The following is a 19,442-nucleotide window of genomic DNA, read 5'->3' on the forward strand; positions in this document are numbered from 1 at the left end:
GCCCAGCGGGCACGCTGAGCGAAGCAACCGGTAGACGCTGCAAGGTCATTGACCGGACTGGACCATCGCTCTACGTTCACGGGGCAGCCATCTCGGCCACAACGACGTCGCCAGTAGGCCAGTAGGAGGTCGTGCCCGTGCGCCCCACCGCCGCCCGCCCAACTACCCCGTTCCGTCTACTCCTTGCCGCCACCCTCACCATCGCCGCCGGCTCCCTCACAGCCTGCGGCGGCGGCTCCGGAAGTGATCCGGACACGGTGAAGATCTCCTTCAAACAGTCGACCGACAACTCCATCAGGGTGATGGACACCTTCCTCGCGGACATCAGGAAACAGTTCGAGAAGGCCAACCCGGGCAAGAAGGTGGAGTTGGTCCCGATCAAGGCCCCGGACTCGGAGTACTACACCAAGGTCCAGCAGATGCTCCGCTCCCCCAAGACGGCCCCCGACCTGGTCTACGAGGACACTTTCCTCATCAACTCGGACATCACCAGCGGGTACTTGAAGCCGCTGGACGCCTACCTCGCCAAGTGGCCGGACTGGAACCAGTTCATCGACACGGCGAAGACCGCGGCCAAGGCGGAGGACGGCAAGACGTACGGCGTCCCGGACGGCACGGACACGCGTGGACTGTGGTTCGACAAGGGCATCTTCAAGAAGGCGGGCCTGCCGGCCGACTGGCAGCCGAAGACATGGGACGAGGTCCTTTCCGCGGCCCGCACGATCAAGGAGAAAGTCCCGGACGCCATCCCCCTGAACGTCTACACGGGCAAGCCGGTGGGCGAAGGGGCGACCATGCAGGGCTTCGAGATGCTCCTGTACGGGACGGAGGGCGCGGGAACCTCGGACCCGCTGTACGACGGCTCGTCGAAGAAGTGGATCGCCGGGAGCAAGGCCTTCAAGGACGCGTTGACCTTCGTCGAAACGGTGTACAAGGAGAAGCTGGGCCCTGACGTCGGGGATGCCCTCGACCCCAACATCGGCACCCGGGTACGCGGCGAACTGCTCCCGGAGGGCAAGCTGGGCATCAACCTCGACGGCTCCTGGCTCCCCCAGGACTGGCTGCCGGGCAGCGGTCACGAATGGCCGGAGTGGTCGACGAAGTTGGGCCTGGCGGCGATGCCGACCCAGAACGGCCAGGCGCCGGGCAAGGTGAGCATGTCGGGCGGCTGGACATGGGCGATCCCGTCGAAGGCGGCCAACCCTGACCTGGCCTTCGAGTTCATCAAGACGATGCAGACGAAGGCGAACGCCCAGAAGTGGTACGTCGCCAACTCGGGCATCGCGGTCCGGAAGGACGTTGCGGCCGATCCGGCGTACGTCGACGCCCAGCCCGGCATCAAGTTCTTCACGGACCTGGTCGCGAGCACGCACTACCGCCCGGCGTATCCGGCGTACCCGAAGGTCTCGACGGCCATCCAGGAGGCCATGGAGGGCGTGACGACGGGCGACGCGTCGGTGGAGGAGGCGGCGAGCGCGTACGACGAGGCGCTGAAGTCGGCGACGGGCGACCAGGTCGTCGAGAAGCGGTGAGCGCGACCGGGCGCTCTCTGACAAGAACCCTGACCCGCACGCTTCCGGTCACACCGGCGCTGGTTCTGCTTGTGCTCTTCCTCGCCGGCCCGATCGCGTACTGCGCCTACATCGCCTTCACCGACCTGCAGTTGACGGGCCAGGCCGAGTCGTCGTTCATCGGCTTCGAGAACTTCCGTACGGCGTTCAAGGACGAGGCGTTCCTGAACGCCGTATGGCTGACGCTCGTCTTCACGGTTCTGTCGTCCCTCATCGGCCAGAACACGCTGGGACTGGCGCTGGCCGCGCTGATGCAGCGCGCGTCGAAGCCGGTGCGGACGGTGGTGGGCGGGATCGTGATCACGGCATGGGTACTGCCGGAGGTGGTGGCAGGGTTCCTGCTGTACGCCTTTTTCAGGCGAGAGGGCACCCTGAACGCCATCCTCGACTGGCTCCATCTGCCGTCCCAGAACTGGCTGTTCACGCTGCCGATCCTGGCGGTGTCGTTCGCGAACGTGTGGCGGGGTACGGCGTTCTCGATGCTGGTGTATTCGGCGGCGCTGAACGAGATCCCGAAGGAGATCACGGAGGCCGCGGAGGTCGACGGGGCGGGGGGCTGGCGGCGGATGTGGCACATCACGCTGCCGATGATCCGTCGCTCGATCGGCACGAACCTGATGCTCAACACGCTGCAGACCCTGTCGGTGTTCGGCCTGATCTGGGTGATGACGAGGGGCGGCCCGGGGAACAGGAGTCAGACGCTGCCCCTGTTCATGTACGAACAGGCCTTCCAGAAGAGCATGATCGGGTACGGGACTGCGGTGGCTTTGTTGCTGCTGGTCGTCGGCTCTCTGTTCTCGGTGGTGTACATGCGACTGCTGCGTACGGAGGTGTGAGACGCCGTGGTCACGAGGGCGACGATGAAGTCCCGGCGCGCGAACCGCCGGTTGGCGGCCGATGCGGGGCTTCTGGTTCTGGCGGGGGCTTTCGTGCTGCCTCTCGCGTGGGTTGTCCTGTCGGCTCTGGATCCGCGGGCTGATCTGCGGGTGAGGGTTCCGGACGGTTTGACGTTGGGGAACTTCGACGCGGTGCTCACGGACGACGTCACGTTCACGCCGCTGCTCAACAGTCTGGTGCTGTGCGGGGGTGGGACGCTGCTGACGGTGGTGTGTGCGGCGCTGGCCGCGTATCCGTTGTCGCGGTTCCGGTCGCGGTTCAACCGGCCGTTTCTGCTGACGGTGCTGTTCGCCACCTGTCTGCCGATCACCGCGATCATGGTGCCGGTTTATGCGCTTTTCGTGCGGGTGAATCTGATCGACACCATGCAGGGCACGATCTTCTTCTTTGCGGCTTCTCAGCTTCCCTTTGCTATTTGGCTGATGAAGAATTTCATGGACGGGGTGCCGAGGGAGCTGGAAGAGGCTGCCTGGACGGACGGGGCTTCGTCGTTTCAGTCCCTGGTGCGGATTGTGTTGCCGTTGATGGGGCCGGGAGTGGCTGTCGTCACGGTGTTCTCGTTCGTGATGATGTGGGGGAACTTCTTTGTGCCGTTCATGTTGCTGCTCACGCCGGATCAGATGCCGGCGAGCGTGAGCATCAATGATTTCTTCGGGAATCGGGGGACGGTTGTCTATGGGCAGTTGGCTGCGTTTTCGGTTATTTATTCGACGCCGGTGATTTTGCTGTATGTGTTGGTGGCGCGGCGGGTGGGTGGGGGGTTTGCCTTGGGTGGGGCGGTCAAGGGGTGAGGGAGACAGCGGCTCGGCTGCGGGGGGAGCGAAACAGGACAGCCGCCCGTGCCAGGGATGGCCGGGCGGCTGCTGTGCGACCGAGGCCGCGGTCGGGTCATTTCACGTCGAACCGGTCGATCACCATGTAGGTGCCGCTGTTCTTGGTGAGGGTGAGGGTGTGCCGTCCGGTCAGCAGACCGCTGACTGTGTAGACGGTCTGCTGGACATGGCGGCTGGTGGCGTTGGCGTTGACGGTTCCCTTCGAGGCTCCGTCGAGGGAAACCGCGATCGTGCCTTCGTCGGTGTTGGTCTCGGTTATCACGTCGATCCCGGTGCCGATGAAGGTGACGGTGACCGAGTCGCCGTTGACGGTGCCGGCGTGGACGTCGTCCTGGTAATCGCCGAGGCCGCGGTTGGCGAAGCGATCCCAGTTTCCGTTGTAGGCGACGGAGGCGTTGGTGTTGTTGTAGGTGCCGGTCACCTCGAAACCGTCCACGGTGGCGTACGCGCCGCTGCGCTTGACGACCTGGATGGTGTGGCTGCCGGCGGTCAGACCATTGACGCTGTAGACGGTCTGCTGCGCCTGGCGGGTGGCGGCGGAGGTGTCGAACAGGCCCTTGGAGGTGCCGTCGACGAAGACCTCGATCTGGCCCTGGTCGCTGTACTTCTCCCCGATCACGGAGACCCCGGTGCCGGTGAAGGTCAGGGTGGCGCTGTCACCGTTGGTGGAGGTGGCGTGCAGGGCGTCGTGAAGGTCACCGAGGCCGCGGTAGCCGCTGCCGCTCCAGGAGCCGGTGTAGCTGATGGCCGTGTCGTCGTCGTCGATCAGGCCGGTGAGCGGCCGGAACGCGGCTGTCGGTCCGGCCGCGGCGATGATCGCCTGTGCCGCGGCGGGCCAGGCGCCGCCGGAGACGATTGTCGACTGGGCCAGGGTGATGTTGGTGCCCCGGTTGTCGTACGACGACCGGTCCGCGTAGTTGTCGTGGATGTTGTTGTCATGGATGGTCGGCGTCCACATGCCGACCCAGTTGCCCCCTCCGAGGCGCACGACGTTGTCGTGGGTGTTCCAGTAGGAGCTGCCCTCGTCGTGGTAGATCACCTGGTTGGTGTGGTTGGTCACCTCGAGCAGGTTCCCCGAGGTCACGGAGGTGGCGGAGCCGTCGCCGTTGCCCTGGCCGCCGTTGGTGTAGATCGGGCCGCCGTCGTGCAGGACGTTCATCACGTCGTGGACGTGGTTGCTCAGGATCTGGTTGTCACCCGCGTAGATGGTGCCGTGGCGGCAGGTCGACAGGCCCTGGGCCGACTGCATGCTGCAGGGGGAGGCGTAGCCCCAGCCCCAGCCGAGCGATATCCCGGAGTAGGCGGTGTGGCCGATGTCGTTGTTCGCGATGGTCAGGTCGCGGGTGTAGCCACCCCAGATACCGACCGCGTCTCGGTAGTCCAGGGCGACGTGCTCGATCCAGTTCTGCGAGATGGTGTCGCCGGTGGTCATCCGGGCGGTGTCGGTGAGGTAGTAGTCGTCGACCTCTCCGGCGTAGACGCCGCCGCCGGAGGTGTCGTGGATGAAGTTGCCGGTGACCGAGGTGTCCTGCGTACCGTCGGCCAGGTCGACGCCGTTACCGCCGGTGTGGGTGATCTCGTTGCCGGTGAGGCTGATGTCGGAGCCGCGGTGGATCTGGACGGCCGCGGGAATGCGGAGCGGGGCCTGGGTGGCGGCGTCCCACAGCACTCCCGCCTGATTGTCGATGTAGCCGACGGTGGAGGGGAGCATCCAGGTGGTGTAGGCGAAGGTGAGGCCCTGGAAGGTGATGTCGTGGACCGGGGCCACGGTGTCGGGGATGACGGTGAAGCCGTCGATCACCATGTAGGTGCCGCTGGTCTTGACCAGCTTGACGGTGTGCTGCGCCTTGGTCAGCCCGCTCACCGAGGCGATGACCTGCTGGGCGAGCCGGGTGGAGCCGGCCGCGCTCACGCTCTGGGTCTTGGTGCCGTCGACGTAGACGTCGATGCCGCCCTCGTCGCTGTTGACCTCCGACAGCACGTCCAGGCCGGTGCCGGTGAAGGTGTAACTCACCGAGTCCCCGTTGGTGGTGGCCGCGTGCACATCGGCGTTCAGGTCGCCGTAGGTGCGCCCGGTGGAGGTGGACCACGCGCCGGTGTACATGGCGTTCGAGTCATTGTCGTTGACCGGGGTCAGGTGGCCCGGGGTGCCGCTGGCGTCCACCAGCTTCTCCAGTACGGGCAGTTCCACGTCCGCAGTGCTGAGGTTCTCACCGGTGCGCGGCTTGTAGTAGAGGTAGTCCGCCGCGCTGTCCAGATAGAACTCGCCCGGTTCGTCGAGCAATTGGTAGGCGTTCTCCACCCAGGTGACGCCGTCCAGCTTGGGCAGACCGGCGCCGTTGAAGGGGAAGCCCCGATTGACCACCGAGGTGTTGTTGTCCACGAAGCAGTCCGGGTCGACGTTGAGGCTGGATCCGCCGCCGCTGGGCACGGTGATGCCCGCCAGCGGGCACCGCATGTGCTTCCAGTCCTTGTCGTACGCGACCTCCACCGAGGAGGCGTTGGTGAACGACGCGTAGGAGGTGTCGCTGGTGGTGAAGCTGGACCCGCTGAGAGTGAAGCCGCCCGGGTTGAGCGGGCCGCGGGCCCGCTGGGCGCGCACCCCGTCGACGAACAGCTGTCGGCTCTGCGTGCCGGCCGGCACCGCGGCCCGGTAGATGCTCTTCGCGCTGTCGTACACCGAGAAACCGGTGATCTTCTTTGCGCCGTTGAGTACCGGCTTCTCGCCCGGGTAGGCGGCATAGACCACCTTGTGACCATTCTTCCCGGAGTCCGAGGGGCCCAGGGCGAACGCCTCCGCGAGTCGGTAGGTCCCGCCGCGCAGATACACGTCGATGTCCGCAGCCATACCGGAGACCAGGCCCTGCACCTTGGTCTTGGCGCCGGCCAGGCTGCAGGGCGCGCTGACCGTGCAGGTGCTGCCCGAGCCGGTGGGCGACGCGTACAGCGGGGTGGAAGTGGCAGCGGCCGCGGGGGTGGGTGCGACGACCGCGGCGCACAGCAGCGCGCCGAGCACACCGAAACAGCCGGTGGCTTTTTGAGGGAACAGCGGCATTGATGCCCCTTTAGGTACGGATCTCTACGAGATAGATCCGATGATTGCTGGCTGAACAATGTTGCGGGGTGCAGTGCGGACTGGACTGTCTGCCCGCCTGAGGGGGCGGTGGCCTGGCCTGCAGGGGGAATGACGGATGGGGAGGCTCGCGGAGCTGGGTGGCTGGGCGTGGCGCGGCCGGATCGGCCGATAGCCGGACCAGGCCGTGTACGCCCTACGCCCAAAGTCATCGGATGTATGGTGGCCTCAGGGAGGCTACGGCGCCATCACCGGCGCGAGCAATAGGTGAGCGTCATGAAAATCAGCGACTGTCCCGAGTGACCGGCGGGCGGGGCGCAGTCCATCAGGGCGCACGAACCCACTGGTTCGAGGCCTCGGTCATGCGGCGGCCCATACCGGGTGTCCCCAGCGAGACGCGTTCTTCGCGTTCCGGTCGCCGGCCGCGCGGGATCCGCCGCCCTTACATGTCCCTGCCGCGCGGGATCCGCCGCCCTTACATGTCCCTGCCGCGCGGGATCCGCCGCCCTTACATGTCCCCACCGGCGCCACCCCGGGCCGCTCGGGCGGGGCCCGGACGAAGGGCGTCCATCATGGAGACGGGGCGTGGCTGTAGCGCCCCCGCCCCGACCCCGTAGCACCGCACCCCGCTCACACCTCAGGCAGCACCCCGGGCCGGAACGGCTCCACCCCCACAACCCGCCGCACCCGCGTCACCTCGATGAGCAGCATCACGCGCCGCTCCCCCGGCAGAAGCCACGGATACCGGTCCTCGCCGATGTACTTCTTGGTGAGCCGGTCCATGGAACGTTCCGCCTCCTCGCCCTCCACGAACCGCACCACGCACCCCCGGATCTCCGCGCGGTCGTACGGGTTCTCGGGGTCGTGGTGGGAGAGCGAGACGTTGGGGTTGAGGCGGAGGTTCTCCTCCTTCACGCGGCCGATGGCCGTGTTGACCATGACGTGGTCGCCCTCGATGTCGACCCACATCGGCGACACCTGCGGCATCCCGTCGGCGCCGACCGTCGCGAGGTGCCAGAAGTTGGGAGCCAGCAGACGCTCACGAATATGCCCCTCCACCTTCTGCACTCCGCCCGCGCCCACTCCCTGCCCCTGCTCCTGCTCCGCCTTGCCGCTCACACGACCACCACCCTCCGAAGCCACCCACCCGGCCTCATCATGTCCGCCACCCCCGAACCGCAAGGATCGCGCCGCAAGTACTCGCCAGTACCGGCCAGTTACCCGCCCGGCCGAGCCCCCGACCGTACCGTACAGATCTTCGAAACATGCCCACACGACCGACACCCCAGCCGCCCCGATCCCGCACGCGCAACCGACGGACAGGCGTGCATATGCCCCACCACCTTGCCGTTTGCACGATCACCCACCGCGAAGAGTCCTCGCGACGCCGCCACCCCGCGACGGTCAGCCACCCCGAGGCGACCCCTGAAGCACCCCGGAACACCCGCCCGGCCGTAGCTTCCTACAATCCGTAATTGTGGCCGAACAGAACGTAGTCACCGCCGCCTGGCACCCCTAGCTTGTGGCGCGTGCGCCGACCTACAGTTCCGCCCCCACCGCCCACGCCGCCGACCCCGCCCTTCGACGCCCACGCCGCCCGCAGACTCCGTACCGCCCTCGGGATGGGCCCCGAACATGTCGCGTACGGGATGCGGGTCTCGTACGGACTGCCGTACATCACGCCCGACCACGTGATCGCCTGGGAACGCGGCATCATGGCCCCCGGCAAGCATGAACTCACCGCTCTCGCAGGTGTGTTGTGGTGTGCGCCCTGCGAACTCATCGGCCACCCCGGCACCTTGCGCGAGCATCGCGCCGCGCGCGGCCTCAGGGCCGAGGACGTCGCCCGGGCCGTCGGGCTCGAACTCCTCGTCTACATACGGATGGAGGAGAGCGGGGAGTGGCGCGGCACCGAGCGGCAGTCCGCGATTCTCGCCGAGGTGCTCGCTCTCTCGCTCGCCGACTTCATCACCCTCACCGGCCTCGACGGCAAGCTCGCCGGCCTGCTGCGCAGCGCCGTCACGACGCGCTGGCAGGCGTACGTCCGCCCCGTCAACAAGCTGGTCCCGCTGAACCGGCGTCTCCTGGAGAGCACCCTCCAGGAGCTGCACCGCTACTACCGGGGGCAGCTCACCGCCACCCTGACCTGGTCGGACGGTTCCGCGGCGACCGAGGCGAGTCACATCGGACGCGACTTCCTCGACCGGATCGTGGAGCACTTCTGGGCGAGGATCGACGCCTTCGCCTCTACGCCCCTTGACCATCCAGACCTAGAAGACCGACTCCGCCTCGTCCATCCGGTCCTTCGGGACCGTCTTCAACTCGGTGACCGCCTCAGCCAGCGGCACCATCACCACGTCCGTCCCGCGCAGCGCCGTCATCCGCCCGAACTGGCCCTGGTGCGCGGCCTCCACCGCGTGCCAGCCGAACCGGGTCGCGAGGACGCGGTCGTACGCGGTGGGCGTGCCGCCGCGCTGGATGTGGCCGAGGATGACCGGCTTGGCCTCCTTGCCGAGCCGTCGTTCCAGCTCGTACGCCAGTGCCGTACCGATGCCCTGGAAGCGCTCGTGGCCGAACTGGTCAATCGCGCCGTGGCCGTAGTCCATGCTGCCCTCGGCGGGGTGCGCGCCCTCGGCGACGCAGATGACGGCGAACTTCTTGCCGCGCGCGAACCGTTCCTCGACCATCTTGACGAGGTGATCGGGGTCGAAGGGTCGCTCGGGCAGGCAGATGCCGTGCGCGCCGGCGGCCATGCCTGACTCCAGGGCGATCCAGCCCGCGTGCCGGCCCATGACCTCGACGACCATCACGCGCTGATGCGACTCGGCGGTGGTCTTCAGGCGGTCCATCGCCTCCGTCGCGACGCCCACCGCCGTGTCGAAGCCGAAGGTGCGGTCCGTCGACGAGATGTCGTTGTCGATGGTCTTGGGGACGCCGACGACCGGGAGGCGCGCGTCGCTCAGCATCCGGGCCGCCGTCAGCGTGCCCTCGCCGCCGATCGGGATCAGTACGTCGATACCGAACTCGCGGGCCATGTCCTGCGCGTTCTCGCAGGCCTCGCGCAGCCGGTCGCGCTGGAGACGGGACGAGCCGAGGATGGTGCCGCCGCGGGCGAGGATGCCGCTGACGGCGTCGAGGTCGAGGGTGCGGTAGCGGCCGTCGAGGAGCCCCGCGTAACCGTCCTCGAAGCCGATGACCTCGTCGTCGTACTGAGTGACCGCTCGGTGCACGACCGACCGGATCACTGCGTTCAGGCCCGGACAGTCGCCGCCTGCGGTGAGAACTCCGATGCGCATCGTGCTGTGTCTCCTGCTCGCTGTGATCGTGGTGATCGCTCTGCTCGCTTGTGATGCCGGTGAGCCACTCCAATTGTTTCACGCCCCGGCGGAGCCCTCGATCCTGTCGGGCGTCGTAGCCAGTGCCGCGGGTACTGTCAAGAGGGTTCCGCTCACTCCGGTGGGCGATTTTTGCGCGCACCAAAACGATCTACGACGAGCGACGACGATCAACCACGAACAAGGAAACGGAGAGCACGCGTGACGACCCGCAGCGTGTACGTGACCGGGATCGACCGGGGAGACGGCCGCCAGGTCGTCGAGCTGGGAGTCATGGAACTCCTGACCCGGCAGGTCGACCGCGTGGGCGTCTTCCGCCCCCTGGTGCACGACAACCCGGACCGTCTCTTCGAGCTGCTGCGCGCCCGCTACCGCCTCTCCCAGGACCCGGCGACCGTGTACGGCATGGACTACCCGGAGGCGTCCGCGCTCCAGGCCGAGCAGGGCACCGACGAACTCGTCTCCACCCTCGTCGACCGCTTCCTGCGCGTCGCCCGCGAGTACGACGTCGTCCTCGTCCTCGGCACCGACTTCGCCGACACCCAGTTCCCGGACGAGCTGGCCCTCAACGCCCGCCTCGCGAACGAGTTCGGCGCGTCCGTCGTCGCGGTCGTCGGCGGACGCGACCAGACCGCCGAGTCGGTGCTCGCCGAGACGCGCAACGCGTACCGAGCGTACGAGGCGCTGGGCTGTGACGTCCTCGCCATGGTCGCCAACCGTGTCGCCCGCGAGGACCGCGCCGGCATCGCCGAGGGTCTCAACTCCGGCCTCCCTCGTCTCCCCCGCCTTCCCGTGCCCTGTTACGTCCTCCCCGACGAGCCCGCCCTCTCCGCACCGACGGTCGCCCAGATCACCCACGCGCTCGGCGGCAAGGTGCTCCTCGGCGACGACTCGGGCCTCGCCCGTGACGCGCTGGACTTCGTCTTCGGCGGCGCGATGCTGCCCAACTTCCTGACCGCGCTGACCCCCGGCTGCCTGGTCGTCACCCCCGGTGACCGCGCCGACCTGGTCGTCGGCGCCCTGGCCGCGCACAGCGCCGGTACGCCGCCCATCGCGGGCGTCCTGCTGACCCTGAACGAGCGCCCCAGCGACGAGGTCCTCACCCTCGCCGCCCGTCTCGCCCCGGGCACCCCGGTCGTCTCCGTGGCCGGCACGAGCTTCCCCACCGCCACCCAACTCTTCTCCCTGGAGGGGAAGTTGAACGCGGCCACGCCACGCAAGGCGGAGACGGCGCTGGGTCTGTTCGAACGCCACGTCGACACCACCGAGTTGTTGAAGCGCGTCTCCGCACCCAGCAGCGACCGGGTCACGCCCATGATGTTCGAGCACAAGCTCCTCGAACGCGCCCGCGCCGACAAGCGCCGGGTCGTCCTCCCCGAGGGCACGGAGGAGCGCGTCCTGCACGCCGCCGAGGTGCTGCTGCGCCGGGGCGTGTGCGACCTGACGCTGCTCGGCCCGGTCGACGGCATCCGCAAGAAGGCCGCCGACCTGGGCATAGACCTCGGCGACTGCCAGCTGATCGACCCGCAGACCTCCAAGCTGAGGGACCGGTTCGCCGAGAAGTACGCCGCGCTCCGCGCGCACCGGGGCGTCACGGTCGAGCTGGCGTACGACGTCGTCTCGGACGTCAACTACTTCGGCACCCTGATGGTCCAGGAGGGCCTGGCCGACGGCATGGTGTCGGGTTCCGTCCACTCGACGGCGGCGACGATCCGCCCCGCCTTCGAGATCATCAAGACCAAGCCGGACGCGTCGATCGTGTCGTCCGTCTTCTTCATGTGCCTGGCCGACAAGGTCCTGGTCTACGGCGACTGCGCGGTCAACCCCGACCCGAACGCAGAGCAGTTGGCCGACATCGCCATCCAGTCGGCGGCCACCGCCGAGCAGTTCGGCGTGGAGCCGAGGATCGCGATGCTGTCGTACTCGACGGGTACGTCGGGTTCGGGCGCGGACGTCGACAAGGTGCGCGAGGCCACGGAACTCGTCCGCTCGCGGCGCCCGGACCTCCGGATAGAAGGTCCGATCCAGTACGACGCGGCCGTGGAGCCGACCGTGGCCGCCACCAAGCTGCCCGGCTCCGAAGTCGCGGGCCAGGCAAGCGTGTTGATCTTCCCGGACCTCAACACCGGCAACAACACCTACAAGGCCGTGCAGCGTTCGGCCGGCGCGATCGCCGTCGGCCCGGTCCTCCAGGGCCTGCGCAAGCCGGTCAACGACCTGTCCCGGGGCGCCCTGGTCCCGGACATCGTCACCACGGTCGCCATCACGGCGATCCAGGCCCAGACCGCCGGGTCAGTCCCCAGCCAGGTCCCCACTCAGAAGGTGCCCCACCAGTGACCGCGACCCGCGTCCTCGTCCTCAACTCCGGCTCGTCGTCGGTGAAGTACCAGCTGCTCGACATGCGCGACAGCAGCCGCCTCGCCGTGGGCCTGGTGGAACGCATCGGCGAGGAGACGTCCCGTCTGAAGCACACCCCGCTGGCGACCGGCGGCGCGTCCCGCGAGCGCACGGGCCCGATCGCCGACCACGAGGCGGCTCTGAAGGCGGTGGCGGAAGAGCTTGCGAAGGACGAACTGGGCCTGGACTCCCCGGAGTTGGCGGCCATCGGTCACCGGGTCGTGCACGGCGGCCTGTCCTTCACCGAGCCGACGGTCATCGACGACACGGTCCTCGCGGAGATCGAGCGGCTGATCCCGGTGGCTCCGCTGCACAACCCGGCGAACCTCACCGGCATCCGCACGGCCCAGACCCTGCGCCCCGACCTCCCCCAGGTCGCGGTCTTCGACACGGCCTTCCACACCACGATGCCGGAGTCGGCGGCCCGCTACGCGATCGACGTGAAGACGGCCGACGAGCACCGCATCAGGCGGTACGGGTTCCACGGCACGTCTCACGCGTACGTGTCGCGGGAGACGGCGCGGCTGCTGGGCCGGGCGCCCGAGGACGTGAACGTGATCGTGCTGCACCTGGGCAACGGGGCGTCCGCGTCCGCCGTGCGGGGCGGGAGGTGCGTGGACACCTCCATGGGGCTGACGCCATTGGAGGGGCTCGTCATGGGTACCCGCTCCGGTGACCTGGACCCGGCCGTCATCTTCCATTTGACGCGTGTTGGCGGAATGTCCACGGACGAGATCGACACTCTTCTCAACAAGAAGAGCGGCCTGCTCGGCCTGTGCGGAGACAACGACATGCGGGAAATCCGCCGCCGTATCGACGAGGGCGGCGCGGACGCCCCGGCGGCCCGGCTGGCCTTCGACATCTACATCCACCGTCTGAAGAAGTACATCGGCGCCTATTACGCGGTACTCGGCCGGGTGGACGCCATCGCGTTCACGGCAGGAGTGGGCGAAAACGCGGCGCCGGTGCGCGAGGCGGCGGTGGCGGGCCTGGAGGGCCTCGGCGTGGCCGTGGACGGCGCCCTGAACGCCGTACGGAGCCAGGAGGCCCGGCTGATCTCTCCCGCGGGCTCAAGGGTCGCGGTGGCGGTCGTCCCGACGGACGAGGAGCTGGAGATCGCGACACAGACGTACGCGCTTGTGAGAACGGACAAGTGAAGACACTTAACGGATATTGGACGAACATTGAGGTGACATTGCAGGAAGAGCCTCACCTGAGCGCTATCCCGCCCCTTTGTGTCCAGTCCGTGCCTTCTACGTCGTCCACCAGGCGGAATATTCCGAAGCGAAACAAACCGATAGGATCGCCCCATGCGCCGTTCGAAAATCGTTTGTACTCTCGGCCCCGCGGTCGACTCCCATGAAATGCTCGTGTCGCTGATCGAGGCCGGAATGAACGTGGCCCGGTTCAACTTCAGCCACGGCACACACGCCGAGCACCAGGGCCGGTACGACCGGGTCAGGGCCGCCGCCAAGGAGACCGGCCGGGCCATCGGTGTCCTCGCCGACCTGCAGGGCCCCAAGATCCGCCTGGAGACCTTCGCGGAGGGCCCCGTCGAGCTGGTGCGGGGCGACGAGTTCGTCATCACCACCGAGGACGTCCCCGGTGACAAGACCATCTGCGGTACGACGTACAAGGGCCTCCCGGGTGATGTGTCGCGCGGCGACCAGATCCTGATCAACGACGGCAACGTCGAGCTGAAGGTCCTGGACGTCGAGGGTCCGCGGGTGAAGTCGATCGTCATCGAGGGCGGCGTCATCTCGGACCACAAGGGCATCAACCTGCCCGGCGCGGCCGTGAACGTCCCGGCACTCTCCGAGAAGGACATCGACGACCTGCGCTTCGCCCTGCGCATGGGCTGCGACCTGGTCGCCCTGTCCTTCGTCCGTGACGCCGGGGACGTGGACGACGTCCACAAGATCATGGACGAGGAGGGTCGCCGCGTACCGGTCATCGCCAAGGTGGAGAAGCCGCAGGCGGTCGACAACATGGACGCCGTCGTCGCGGCCTTCGACGGTGTGATGGTGGCCCGCGGTGACCTCGCCGTCGAGTACCCCCTCGAAAGGGTCCCGATGGTGCAGAAGCGCCTGGTGGAGCTGTGCCGGCGCAACGCCAAGCCGGTGATCGTCGCGACCCAGATGATGGAGTCGATGATCACCAACTCCCGCCCGACGCGCGCCGAGGCCTCCGACGTGGCGAACGCGATCCTGGACGGCGCGGACGCGGTCATGCTGTCCGCGGAGTCGTCGGTCGGCGCGTATCCGCTCGAGACGGTCCGCACGATGTCGAAGATCGTGGTGGCGGCGGAGGAGGAACTCCTCTCCAAGGGCCTCCAGCCCCTCGTCCCCGGCAAGAAGCCGAAGACGCAGGGCGGCTCGGTCGCCCGCGCGGCCTGCGAGATCGCCGACTTCCTCGGCGGCACGGGCCTGGTCGCCTTCACCAAGTCCGGCGACACGGCCCGCCGCCTCTCCCGCTACCGCGCCGCCCAGCCGATCGTCGCTTTCACCACCGACGAGGGCACCCGCAACCAGCTCGCCCTGAGCTGGGGCGTCGACTCGTACGTCGTCCCGTTCGTCAACAGCACGGACGAGATGGTCTCCCTGGTCGACCAGGAGATGCTGAAGCTGAACCGCTTCAAGGTCGGCGAGATCGTCGTCATGACAGCCGGCTCCCCGCCCGGTGTCCCGGGCACGACGAACATGGTCCGCGTGCACCACTTGGGCGAGGGCGAACACGCCTGATCGGGCGCTTGTACGGCTTTTGAGGGCGTCCCCTGCGACAGGGGGCGCCCTCGGTGTTATCCGGCCGGCCGTGGGACCGGGCGCCAGAAGACGCACTCCTCAAGCTCCGGGAGGTGTCATAGGTTGGCGTTCGACCTGCCGGAGACGGCGAGCAACAGATACAACAGGGGGAGATCATGGCGACGTATTCGGTGTCGTTCAGGCTGCGGCGTACGGTCGTCGAGGAGCGGTACGTCTCGGTCCCGATCACCGACGCGGTGATGCAGGCGGAACCGGACGAGGACGGCGCCTACCACGTCGACACGGGAAAGCTCGTCGCCGCCGCGATCCAACTCGGCCAGGACGACGCCGACTGGCTGCCGGAGGAACGAGAGGTCACGCTCCATCCGATCCAGAAGGCACCCGACCATGTCCAGGACCAGGACCAGGCCCTGTCCGACTCCGCGGAGGACCCGCGGTAGGACGTCGAACTCGCGCTGAATTCGGCAACAGGTCTTGGCGAACTGGTCACAGGAGGTGGTCGGCTTTGCCGGCCTTGATGTCCTGGATGAGGGTGCGGAGGGCGTCTCGGGTGTCGGTGAGGTAGGTGTCCTCCTGGCCTGCGATGGCGATGTAGGCGTTGTTGTGGGGGTCGGTGCCTATGCGGAAGCAGTTGGCGCCTTCGCCGCAGTAGGGCTCTTCCCAGGTGATGTCGGGCACGGGTCTCCTAGAGGTCGTTGACAAGGGTGCGGATGAAGTCCCGTGAGGGCGCGGGGGCGAGCGCGACGGCTTCGGCCGCGTCGAGGTGGGCGCGGTACTTGTGGAGTTGCGCCTGGGTGTCGATGAACTCCGGGCCGTGTGTGCTGTCGAGTTCCACGGTGTCGAGGCGGGGGACGGCCGACTCGGCGTAGACGACGGACTGTCCTGCGCCGGGGAAGCCGCCCGCCTTGAACGGGATGACGCGTATCGTCACAGCCTCACGTTCGGACGCGTGCAGCAGGTGCTGCAACTGCCGCCGCGCGACGGGGGATCCGCCGAACTCCATGCGGAGCGCGGCCTCGTGAAGGATGACGTCGAGGGCCGGGGGATCCGTCCGGTCGAGTACCTGCTGCCGGTCGACCCGGTGGGCCAGGCGCGCGTTGAGGTCGGGGGCGAGCAGGGGCGGGATCACGGCTCGGAACACGGCGCGTGCGTGGTCCTCGGTCTGGAGCAGTCCCGGCAGGTGCACGCTGACGGTGATCCGCAGTCGTTTGGCGTGCCACTCCATCTCGGCGATGTCCAGGAAGCCGTCCGGGAGCTGGTCCCGGTACTCCTCCCACCAGCCCTTGTCGCGCCCGGCGGCCATGGCTGCCAGGGCCTCGATGAACTCCTCGTCCGCGCAACCGTAGTTGGCGGCGAGAGTACGCACGCGGTCGGCGCTGATGCCGGAGCGGCCCGACTCCATGTTGGGCACGTTCGTACGGGGGACGTTCAGCAGCCGGGCGGCGTGCTCCGTCTTGATCCCGGCCGAGGTGCGCATCCTGCGCAGTTCGGCGCCCAACCGCCTCTGACGCTCCGTCGGTTTGCTCCTCGGCGGCATGCGCCCCTCCTGTTCGGCTGCGTGACGGGGCCAGTCTGCCGCTGCGGTGCTCCCCTGGTCCACCCGGACTTCCGCGAAGAGTAGTACATGTACTCCTGCCATGGTCTACGGTTGGTTACTAGTCGCTTACGGCCCGGCATCACTCGGAAGCGCATCGCGCGAGCCTGCCTGCGTCCTCCTTCCCTGGGAGGGGTGCGCTCGCGCCAGGGAGACAAGCCACCGGTCGGGTGTACGTCGGCTGCGTCAAGTCCGCTGTCCAGCAAGGGAGTTCACTATGTCCGCTTCGCTCGCCGCCTCGGCCTGTCCCATCTCGACCGACCTCACGAAGGCGCCGCCGCCCTCCCCGGACACGCTCACGTACGGCTTCACCCTGCCTGCCGAGGCGGTGAGTTCAAGGGTTGCCCGGGCTACTACTCGGGTTGTTCTCCAGACGCATGGGCTGGAGGAGATGGCGGACGCTGCGGTGCAGGTGGTGGGTGAGCTGACGGCTTGCGCGTTCCGGTTCGCTGCGGATGCCTCGGTGTACGTGTCGCTGCGGTGGTGGGAGGGGGAGCTGCAGGTCGTTCTCTACGACGGACACCGCAGGCACACTCATCCCCGGCTGGCTGCGGCTTGCGATGAGCGGAGGGGGGATGCGTTGCGGGTTCTGGGGTGCGTGGTGGAGGGGTGCGGTGGGGAGTGGGGGTTCGGGGAGGCTCGGGAGCCTGGGGGTGGCACGCGGATGTGGGCTGTGCTGCCTTGGCAGGGGGCTCGGGAATTTGCGGGGGCGGGCGTGTGAGGAGGTGAAGCGGGGGTGCGGCGGGTTACTGGCGCCGCCATCAGCCTCGCCCACCTCACCGAACACCCGGATCCGCACCCGCACCAGCCACTTCGCAGCATTCGGCCCCGCAGAGCCGAAGCTCAGCGGGGCCGAAATAGAAGCCCCGAATTAACCAACAGCGTCGGCCAACGCCCGGCGGGGCACAGCCGTCCGATCGCGGCGCTTCCTGCGGAGCACTCAGCGCTGCCGGAGGGCGTCGATGGCAGCCTGCCTGATCCTCTTGGTCCGGCCCCTTTGAGAGACAACACGCAGGGCGTCCTGGTCAGTGGTCACACGGACCGCTCGCAGCTGAAGCCAGTCGGACCATCCGTCGATGAGATCGTCGACGGCCTCTGCCGACATGGCGCCCTGCTTGAGCGATTCCAGGACCCCGAGGTCCCGCGCCCGGCGCGCAGAGAAGTCGCGCACCGTCGGCGGGAGGATCCGTACCCATCGCTCGCGCTCGTCCCCCGGAACTCGTTCCAGTACGTCACCGACGACTCCGGATGCCAGCGGACCGTCCGGCTCCAGGGACACCGCCTCGAACAGCAGCGGCAGGGCGGCTGGGGTGTCCATCGCCACACGGTAGAGGGACCAGCGGTCGTGATCGTCGGCGAACGAGGCATCGTCCTCGTACTGGCCGACGGCCTGGGCGAGCTGCCGCAGCACCTCGCCGAGAGCCGGAGAGAGATCAGCAGCCACGCGCCTTATACCTTTCCATGGCACCTCGAACGTTCTCCCAGTTGGGCTGAGGAGCGCGTGCGGCTCACTTCCGGCCGACCGAAAAGGGCCGCTCCCGGAGGAGTTGCCCTTCCCATGGATGCGCTGCTCAGACGCCGATCGTTATCATCTCGATCACCCTGCTGCGCTCATCGCCTTCCACGAGCTGGGACAGATGGACAGTCGCCTTCACCGTGGGAATCCTGTAGCGCAGCGGCGCCACCGGGGGACGCAGCCCCTCAACGGTCGGCGGGACTACAGGTTCAGCAGCATGCCGGACCTCGGCCGACAACTGCCCCCAGGTGACTGCGCCGGAGAAGTCGAGATCGTATCTCTCAAGAACTTCCACAGCCATCCCGGGGACGTCGTCGAGCCGGTGTAGGTGAATGGTCAGCCACCGGCATAACCGCTCTGATTCACCGTCGAAGGTGACCTCCACCAATCCGAAATCGACCCGAAGGAATCGATTCGGCTTCCGCCCGTGGATTTGCCGCACACCGACTCCGAGCCGATTCTCCACTTCAGCCAGCGGAGATCCGGCGCCAACGCCGAGGAACGTGCCCGTCACCAAGGCTCGGGAAAGCTCGTCCGCAGCACTCATTTCCCTCCCCCAATGAGCTCGTAACACGATCACGAGCTGTGACTGAACGTCGCAGTTGGCCAGGTTGGCCAAGTAGCGCGCTCCGGGCGCCAGCTTGGCCCGCCCAGGAGCGCTCGATGCCCGAGTCAGGCGGTACTGGGGTCGGTCGGCCAACCTCCCTCGATGGCCGGACCGCTGCCGGCGGGGACGTTCGCGGCAACCAATGCTGCGGCCTCGCGAGCACTGAGCCGAGTTCCGAGCACACATGACTGCGCCTGCCGCGACCACGGTGTGACCACGTCCCACAAACTATCTCCCGCTGGTCTCACCCGCGGGACCTCCTCGTGGAATGGATCCGCAGTGCTGCTCAGCAGGCCGAACTCGCCGTGTGACGGAAACGGGAAGAACACGCGTAGCGCTGGCTGCGCGTACAGAGCCTCGGCTAGTTCGGCGTCGCCGAGCCGGATTACCGGCGAGCGTTCCAAAGTCAGCCGCCAAGCGGTCGACACCACCCTGCCTGGCGGTGCCGCGTCCAGCGGGTCACCTGCGAGAAGCGGCCAGTCACGCCGCAGTCGGTCGATCGACGCGCCACCGCACCAGGCGTGCAGGATTGCCGCGACCACGGCGAGGTCGGACGTGCTCCCGAAGGCACCCCACCGCCAGCCGGTGTCGGTTGATATTTCGAGACGGAACTCGCGTTCCTCGCGGTTGGTCGCGTACACGGCGAACCGCGCCTCCCCACGGGTGCAGCACGCAGCGACCGCAGGATCGGCCCCCTCGACGGGAGCCAGGAGCTCGACACAGTGCCCGCGTGGAGGCATCTCGCGAGCCAACGCTTCGACCAGGCCGCCCGGTCCAACCAGATCCCGGTAGAGCTCCGTAGGTACTTCGCTGGAACGGTTGTTCATGCACCCATCCTCGCGTGGGCCGTATGACGT

Annotated in this window: 16 protein-coding genes and 1 pseudogene; 9 read left to right on the plus strand and 8 right to left on the minus strand. The window is 67.8% G+C overall.

Annotated features, from left to right (window positions below; genetic code table 11):
- Positions 1 to 131 precede the first annotated feature (131 nt).
- From OG734_RS13255 to OG734_RS13265, 3 genes are read left to right on the plus strand one after another with little or no spacing between them, the layout of a single operon-like run.
- Positions 132 to 1,532, plus strand: a complete 1,401-nt coding sequence (locus OG734_RS13255) for an extracellular solute-binding protein (protein WP_330287689.1) — start codon at positions 132 to 134, stop codon at positions 1,530 to 1,532.
- A complete protein-coding gene (locus OG734_RS13260) occupies positions 1,529 to 2,407 on the plus strand; it encodes a carbohydrate ABC transporter permease (protein WP_330287690.1) in 879 nt (292 codons plus the stop codon). The genes OG734_RS13255 and OG734_RS13260 overlap by 4 nt, the downstream gene beginning before the upstream one ends.
- Positions 2,408 to 2,431: 24 nt before the next feature.
- Complete coding sequence (locus tag OG734_RS13265; RefSeq protein ID WP_330287691.1) at positions 2,432 to 3,259, plus strand: carbohydrate ABC transporter permease; 828 nt, start codon at positions 2,432 to 2,434, stop codon at positions 3,257 to 3,259.
- A gap of 97 nt (positions 3,260 to 3,356) precedes the next feature.
- Here the strand turns inward: OG734_RS13265 and OG734_RS13270 are convergent, their stop codons facing one another.
- Both OG734_RS13270 and OG734_RS13275 read right to left on the minus strand, forming a co-directional pair.
- On the minus strand, positions 3,357 to 6,356 hold the full coding sequence (locus OG734_RS13270) for a hypothetical protein (RefSeq protein WP_330287692.1): 3,000 nt from the start codon (positions 6,354 to 6,356) through the stop codon (positions 3,357 to 3,359).
- Between the two features lie 648 nt (positions 6,357 to 7,004).
- Positions 7,005 to 7,442 carry a PPOX class F420-dependent oxidoreductase gene (locus tag OG734_RS13275; RefSeq protein ID WP_330293649.1) on the minus strand — a complete coding sequence of 146 codons (438 nt, stop codon included), beginning with the start codon at positions 7,440 to 7,442 and terminating at the stop codon, positions 7,005 to 7,007.
- Between the two features lie 452 nt (positions 7,443 to 7,894).
- On the opposite strand from OG734_RS13275, the pseudogene OG734_RS13280 reads away from it, so the two are divergent.
- Positions 7,895 to 8,611: pseudogene (locus OG734_RS13280) on the plus strand (helix-turn-helix domain-containing protein); the annotation flags it as partial.
- Between the two features lie 33 nt (positions 8,612 to 8,644).
- Here the strand turns inward: OG734_RS13280 and OG734_RS13285 are convergent.
- Positions 8,645 to 9,670: an ATP-dependent 6-phosphofructokinase gene (locus OG734_RS13285; protein ID WP_330287693.1), complete on the minus strand. Its 1,026-nt coding sequence runs from the start codon at positions 9,668 to 9,670 to the stop codon at positions 8,645 to 8,647.
- On the opposite strand from OG734_RS13285, the gene OG734_RS13290 reads away from it, so the two are divergent.
- The 5 genes from OG734_RS13290 to OG734_RS13310 all read left to right on the plus strand — a co-directional run bounded on the left by OG734_RS13290 (position 9,663) and on the right by OG734_RS13310 (position 15,308).
- Positions 9,663 to 9,914 (plus strand): hypothetical protein, encoded by a 252-nt coding sequence (locus OG734_RS13290; protein WP_330287694.1) that lies wholly within the window; start codon positions 9,663 to 9,665, stop codon positions 9,912 to 9,914. The genes OG734_RS13285 and OG734_RS13290 overlap by 8 nt on opposite strands.
- The gene (gene pta, locus OG734_RS13295) at positions 9,911 to 12,046 is read left to right on the plus strand and encodes a phosphate acetyltransferase (protein ID WP_330287695.1); all 2,136 of its coding nucleotides are present in this window, start codon (positions 9,911 to 9,913) and stop codon (positions 12,044 to 12,046) included. Before OG734_RS13290 ends, pta begins: the two co-directional genes overlap by 4 nt.
- On the plus strand, positions 12,043 to 13,263 hold the full coding sequence (locus tag OG734_RS13300; protein ID WP_330287696.1) for an acetate kinase: 1,221 nt from the start codon (positions 12,043 to 12,045) through the stop codon (positions 13,261 to 13,263). Before pta ends, OG734_RS13300 begins: the two co-directional genes overlap by 4 nt.
- A gap of 153 nt (positions 13,264 to 13,416) precedes the next feature.
- A complete protein-coding gene (gene pyk / locus OG734_RS13305; RefSeq protein WP_330287697.1) occupies positions 13,417 to 14,847 on the plus strand; it encodes a pyruvate kinase in 1,431 nt (476 codons plus the stop codon).
- A 176-nt stretch (positions 14,848 to 15,023) separates the two neighbouring features.
- Positions 15,024 to 15,308, plus strand: a complete 285-nt coding sequence (locus OG734_RS13310; RefSeq protein ID WP_330287698.1) for a hypothetical protein — start codon at positions 15,024 to 15,026, stop codon at positions 15,306 to 15,308.
- Positions 15,309 to 15,354: 46 nt separating this feature from the next.
- Here the strand turns inward: OG734_RS13310 and OG734_RS13315 are convergent, their stop codons facing one another.
- From OG734_RS13315 to OG734_RS13335, 5 genes are all read right to left on the minus strand, one after another.
- Complete coding sequence (locus OG734_RS13315; protein ID WP_330287699.1) at positions 15,355 to 15,546, minus strand: hypothetical protein; 192 nt, start codon at positions 15,544 to 15,546, stop codon at positions 15,355 to 15,357.
- Positions 15,547 to 15,553: 7 nt separating this feature from the next.
- Positions 15,554 to 16,405: a helix-turn-helix domain-containing protein gene (locus tag OG734_RS13320; protein WP_330287700.1), complete on the minus strand. Its 852-nt coding sequence runs from the start codon at positions 16,403 to 16,405 to the stop codon at positions 15,554 to 15,556.
- Between the two features lie 997 nt (positions 16,406 to 17,402).
- Positions 17,403 to 17,906 carry a hypothetical protein gene (locus OG734_RS13325; protein ID WP_330287701.1) on the minus strand — a complete coding sequence of 168 codons (504 nt, stop codon included), beginning with the start codon at positions 17,904 to 17,906 and terminating at the stop codon, positions 17,403 to 17,405.
- A 127-nt stretch (positions 17,907 to 18,033) separates the two neighbouring features.
- Positions 18,034 to 18,525 (minus strand): hypothetical protein, encoded by a 492-nt coding sequence (locus OG734_RS13330; RefSeq protein WP_330287702.1) that lies wholly within the window; start codon positions 18,523 to 18,525, stop codon positions 18,034 to 18,036.
- A 125-nt stretch (positions 18,526 to 18,650) separates the two neighbouring features.
- A complete protein-coding gene (locus OG734_RS13335; RefSeq protein ID WP_330287703.1) occupies positions 18,651 to 19,412 on the minus strand; it encodes a DUF6193 family natural product biosynthesis protein in 762 nt (253 codons plus the stop codon).
- Positions 19,413 to 19,442 lie beyond the last annotated feature (30 nt).

Origin of the sequence: Streptomyces sp. NBC_00576 (genome assembly GCF_036345175.1) — a bacterium.
Lineage (GTDB): Bacteria > Actinomycetota > Actinomycetes > Streptomycetales > Streptomycetaceae > Streptomyces.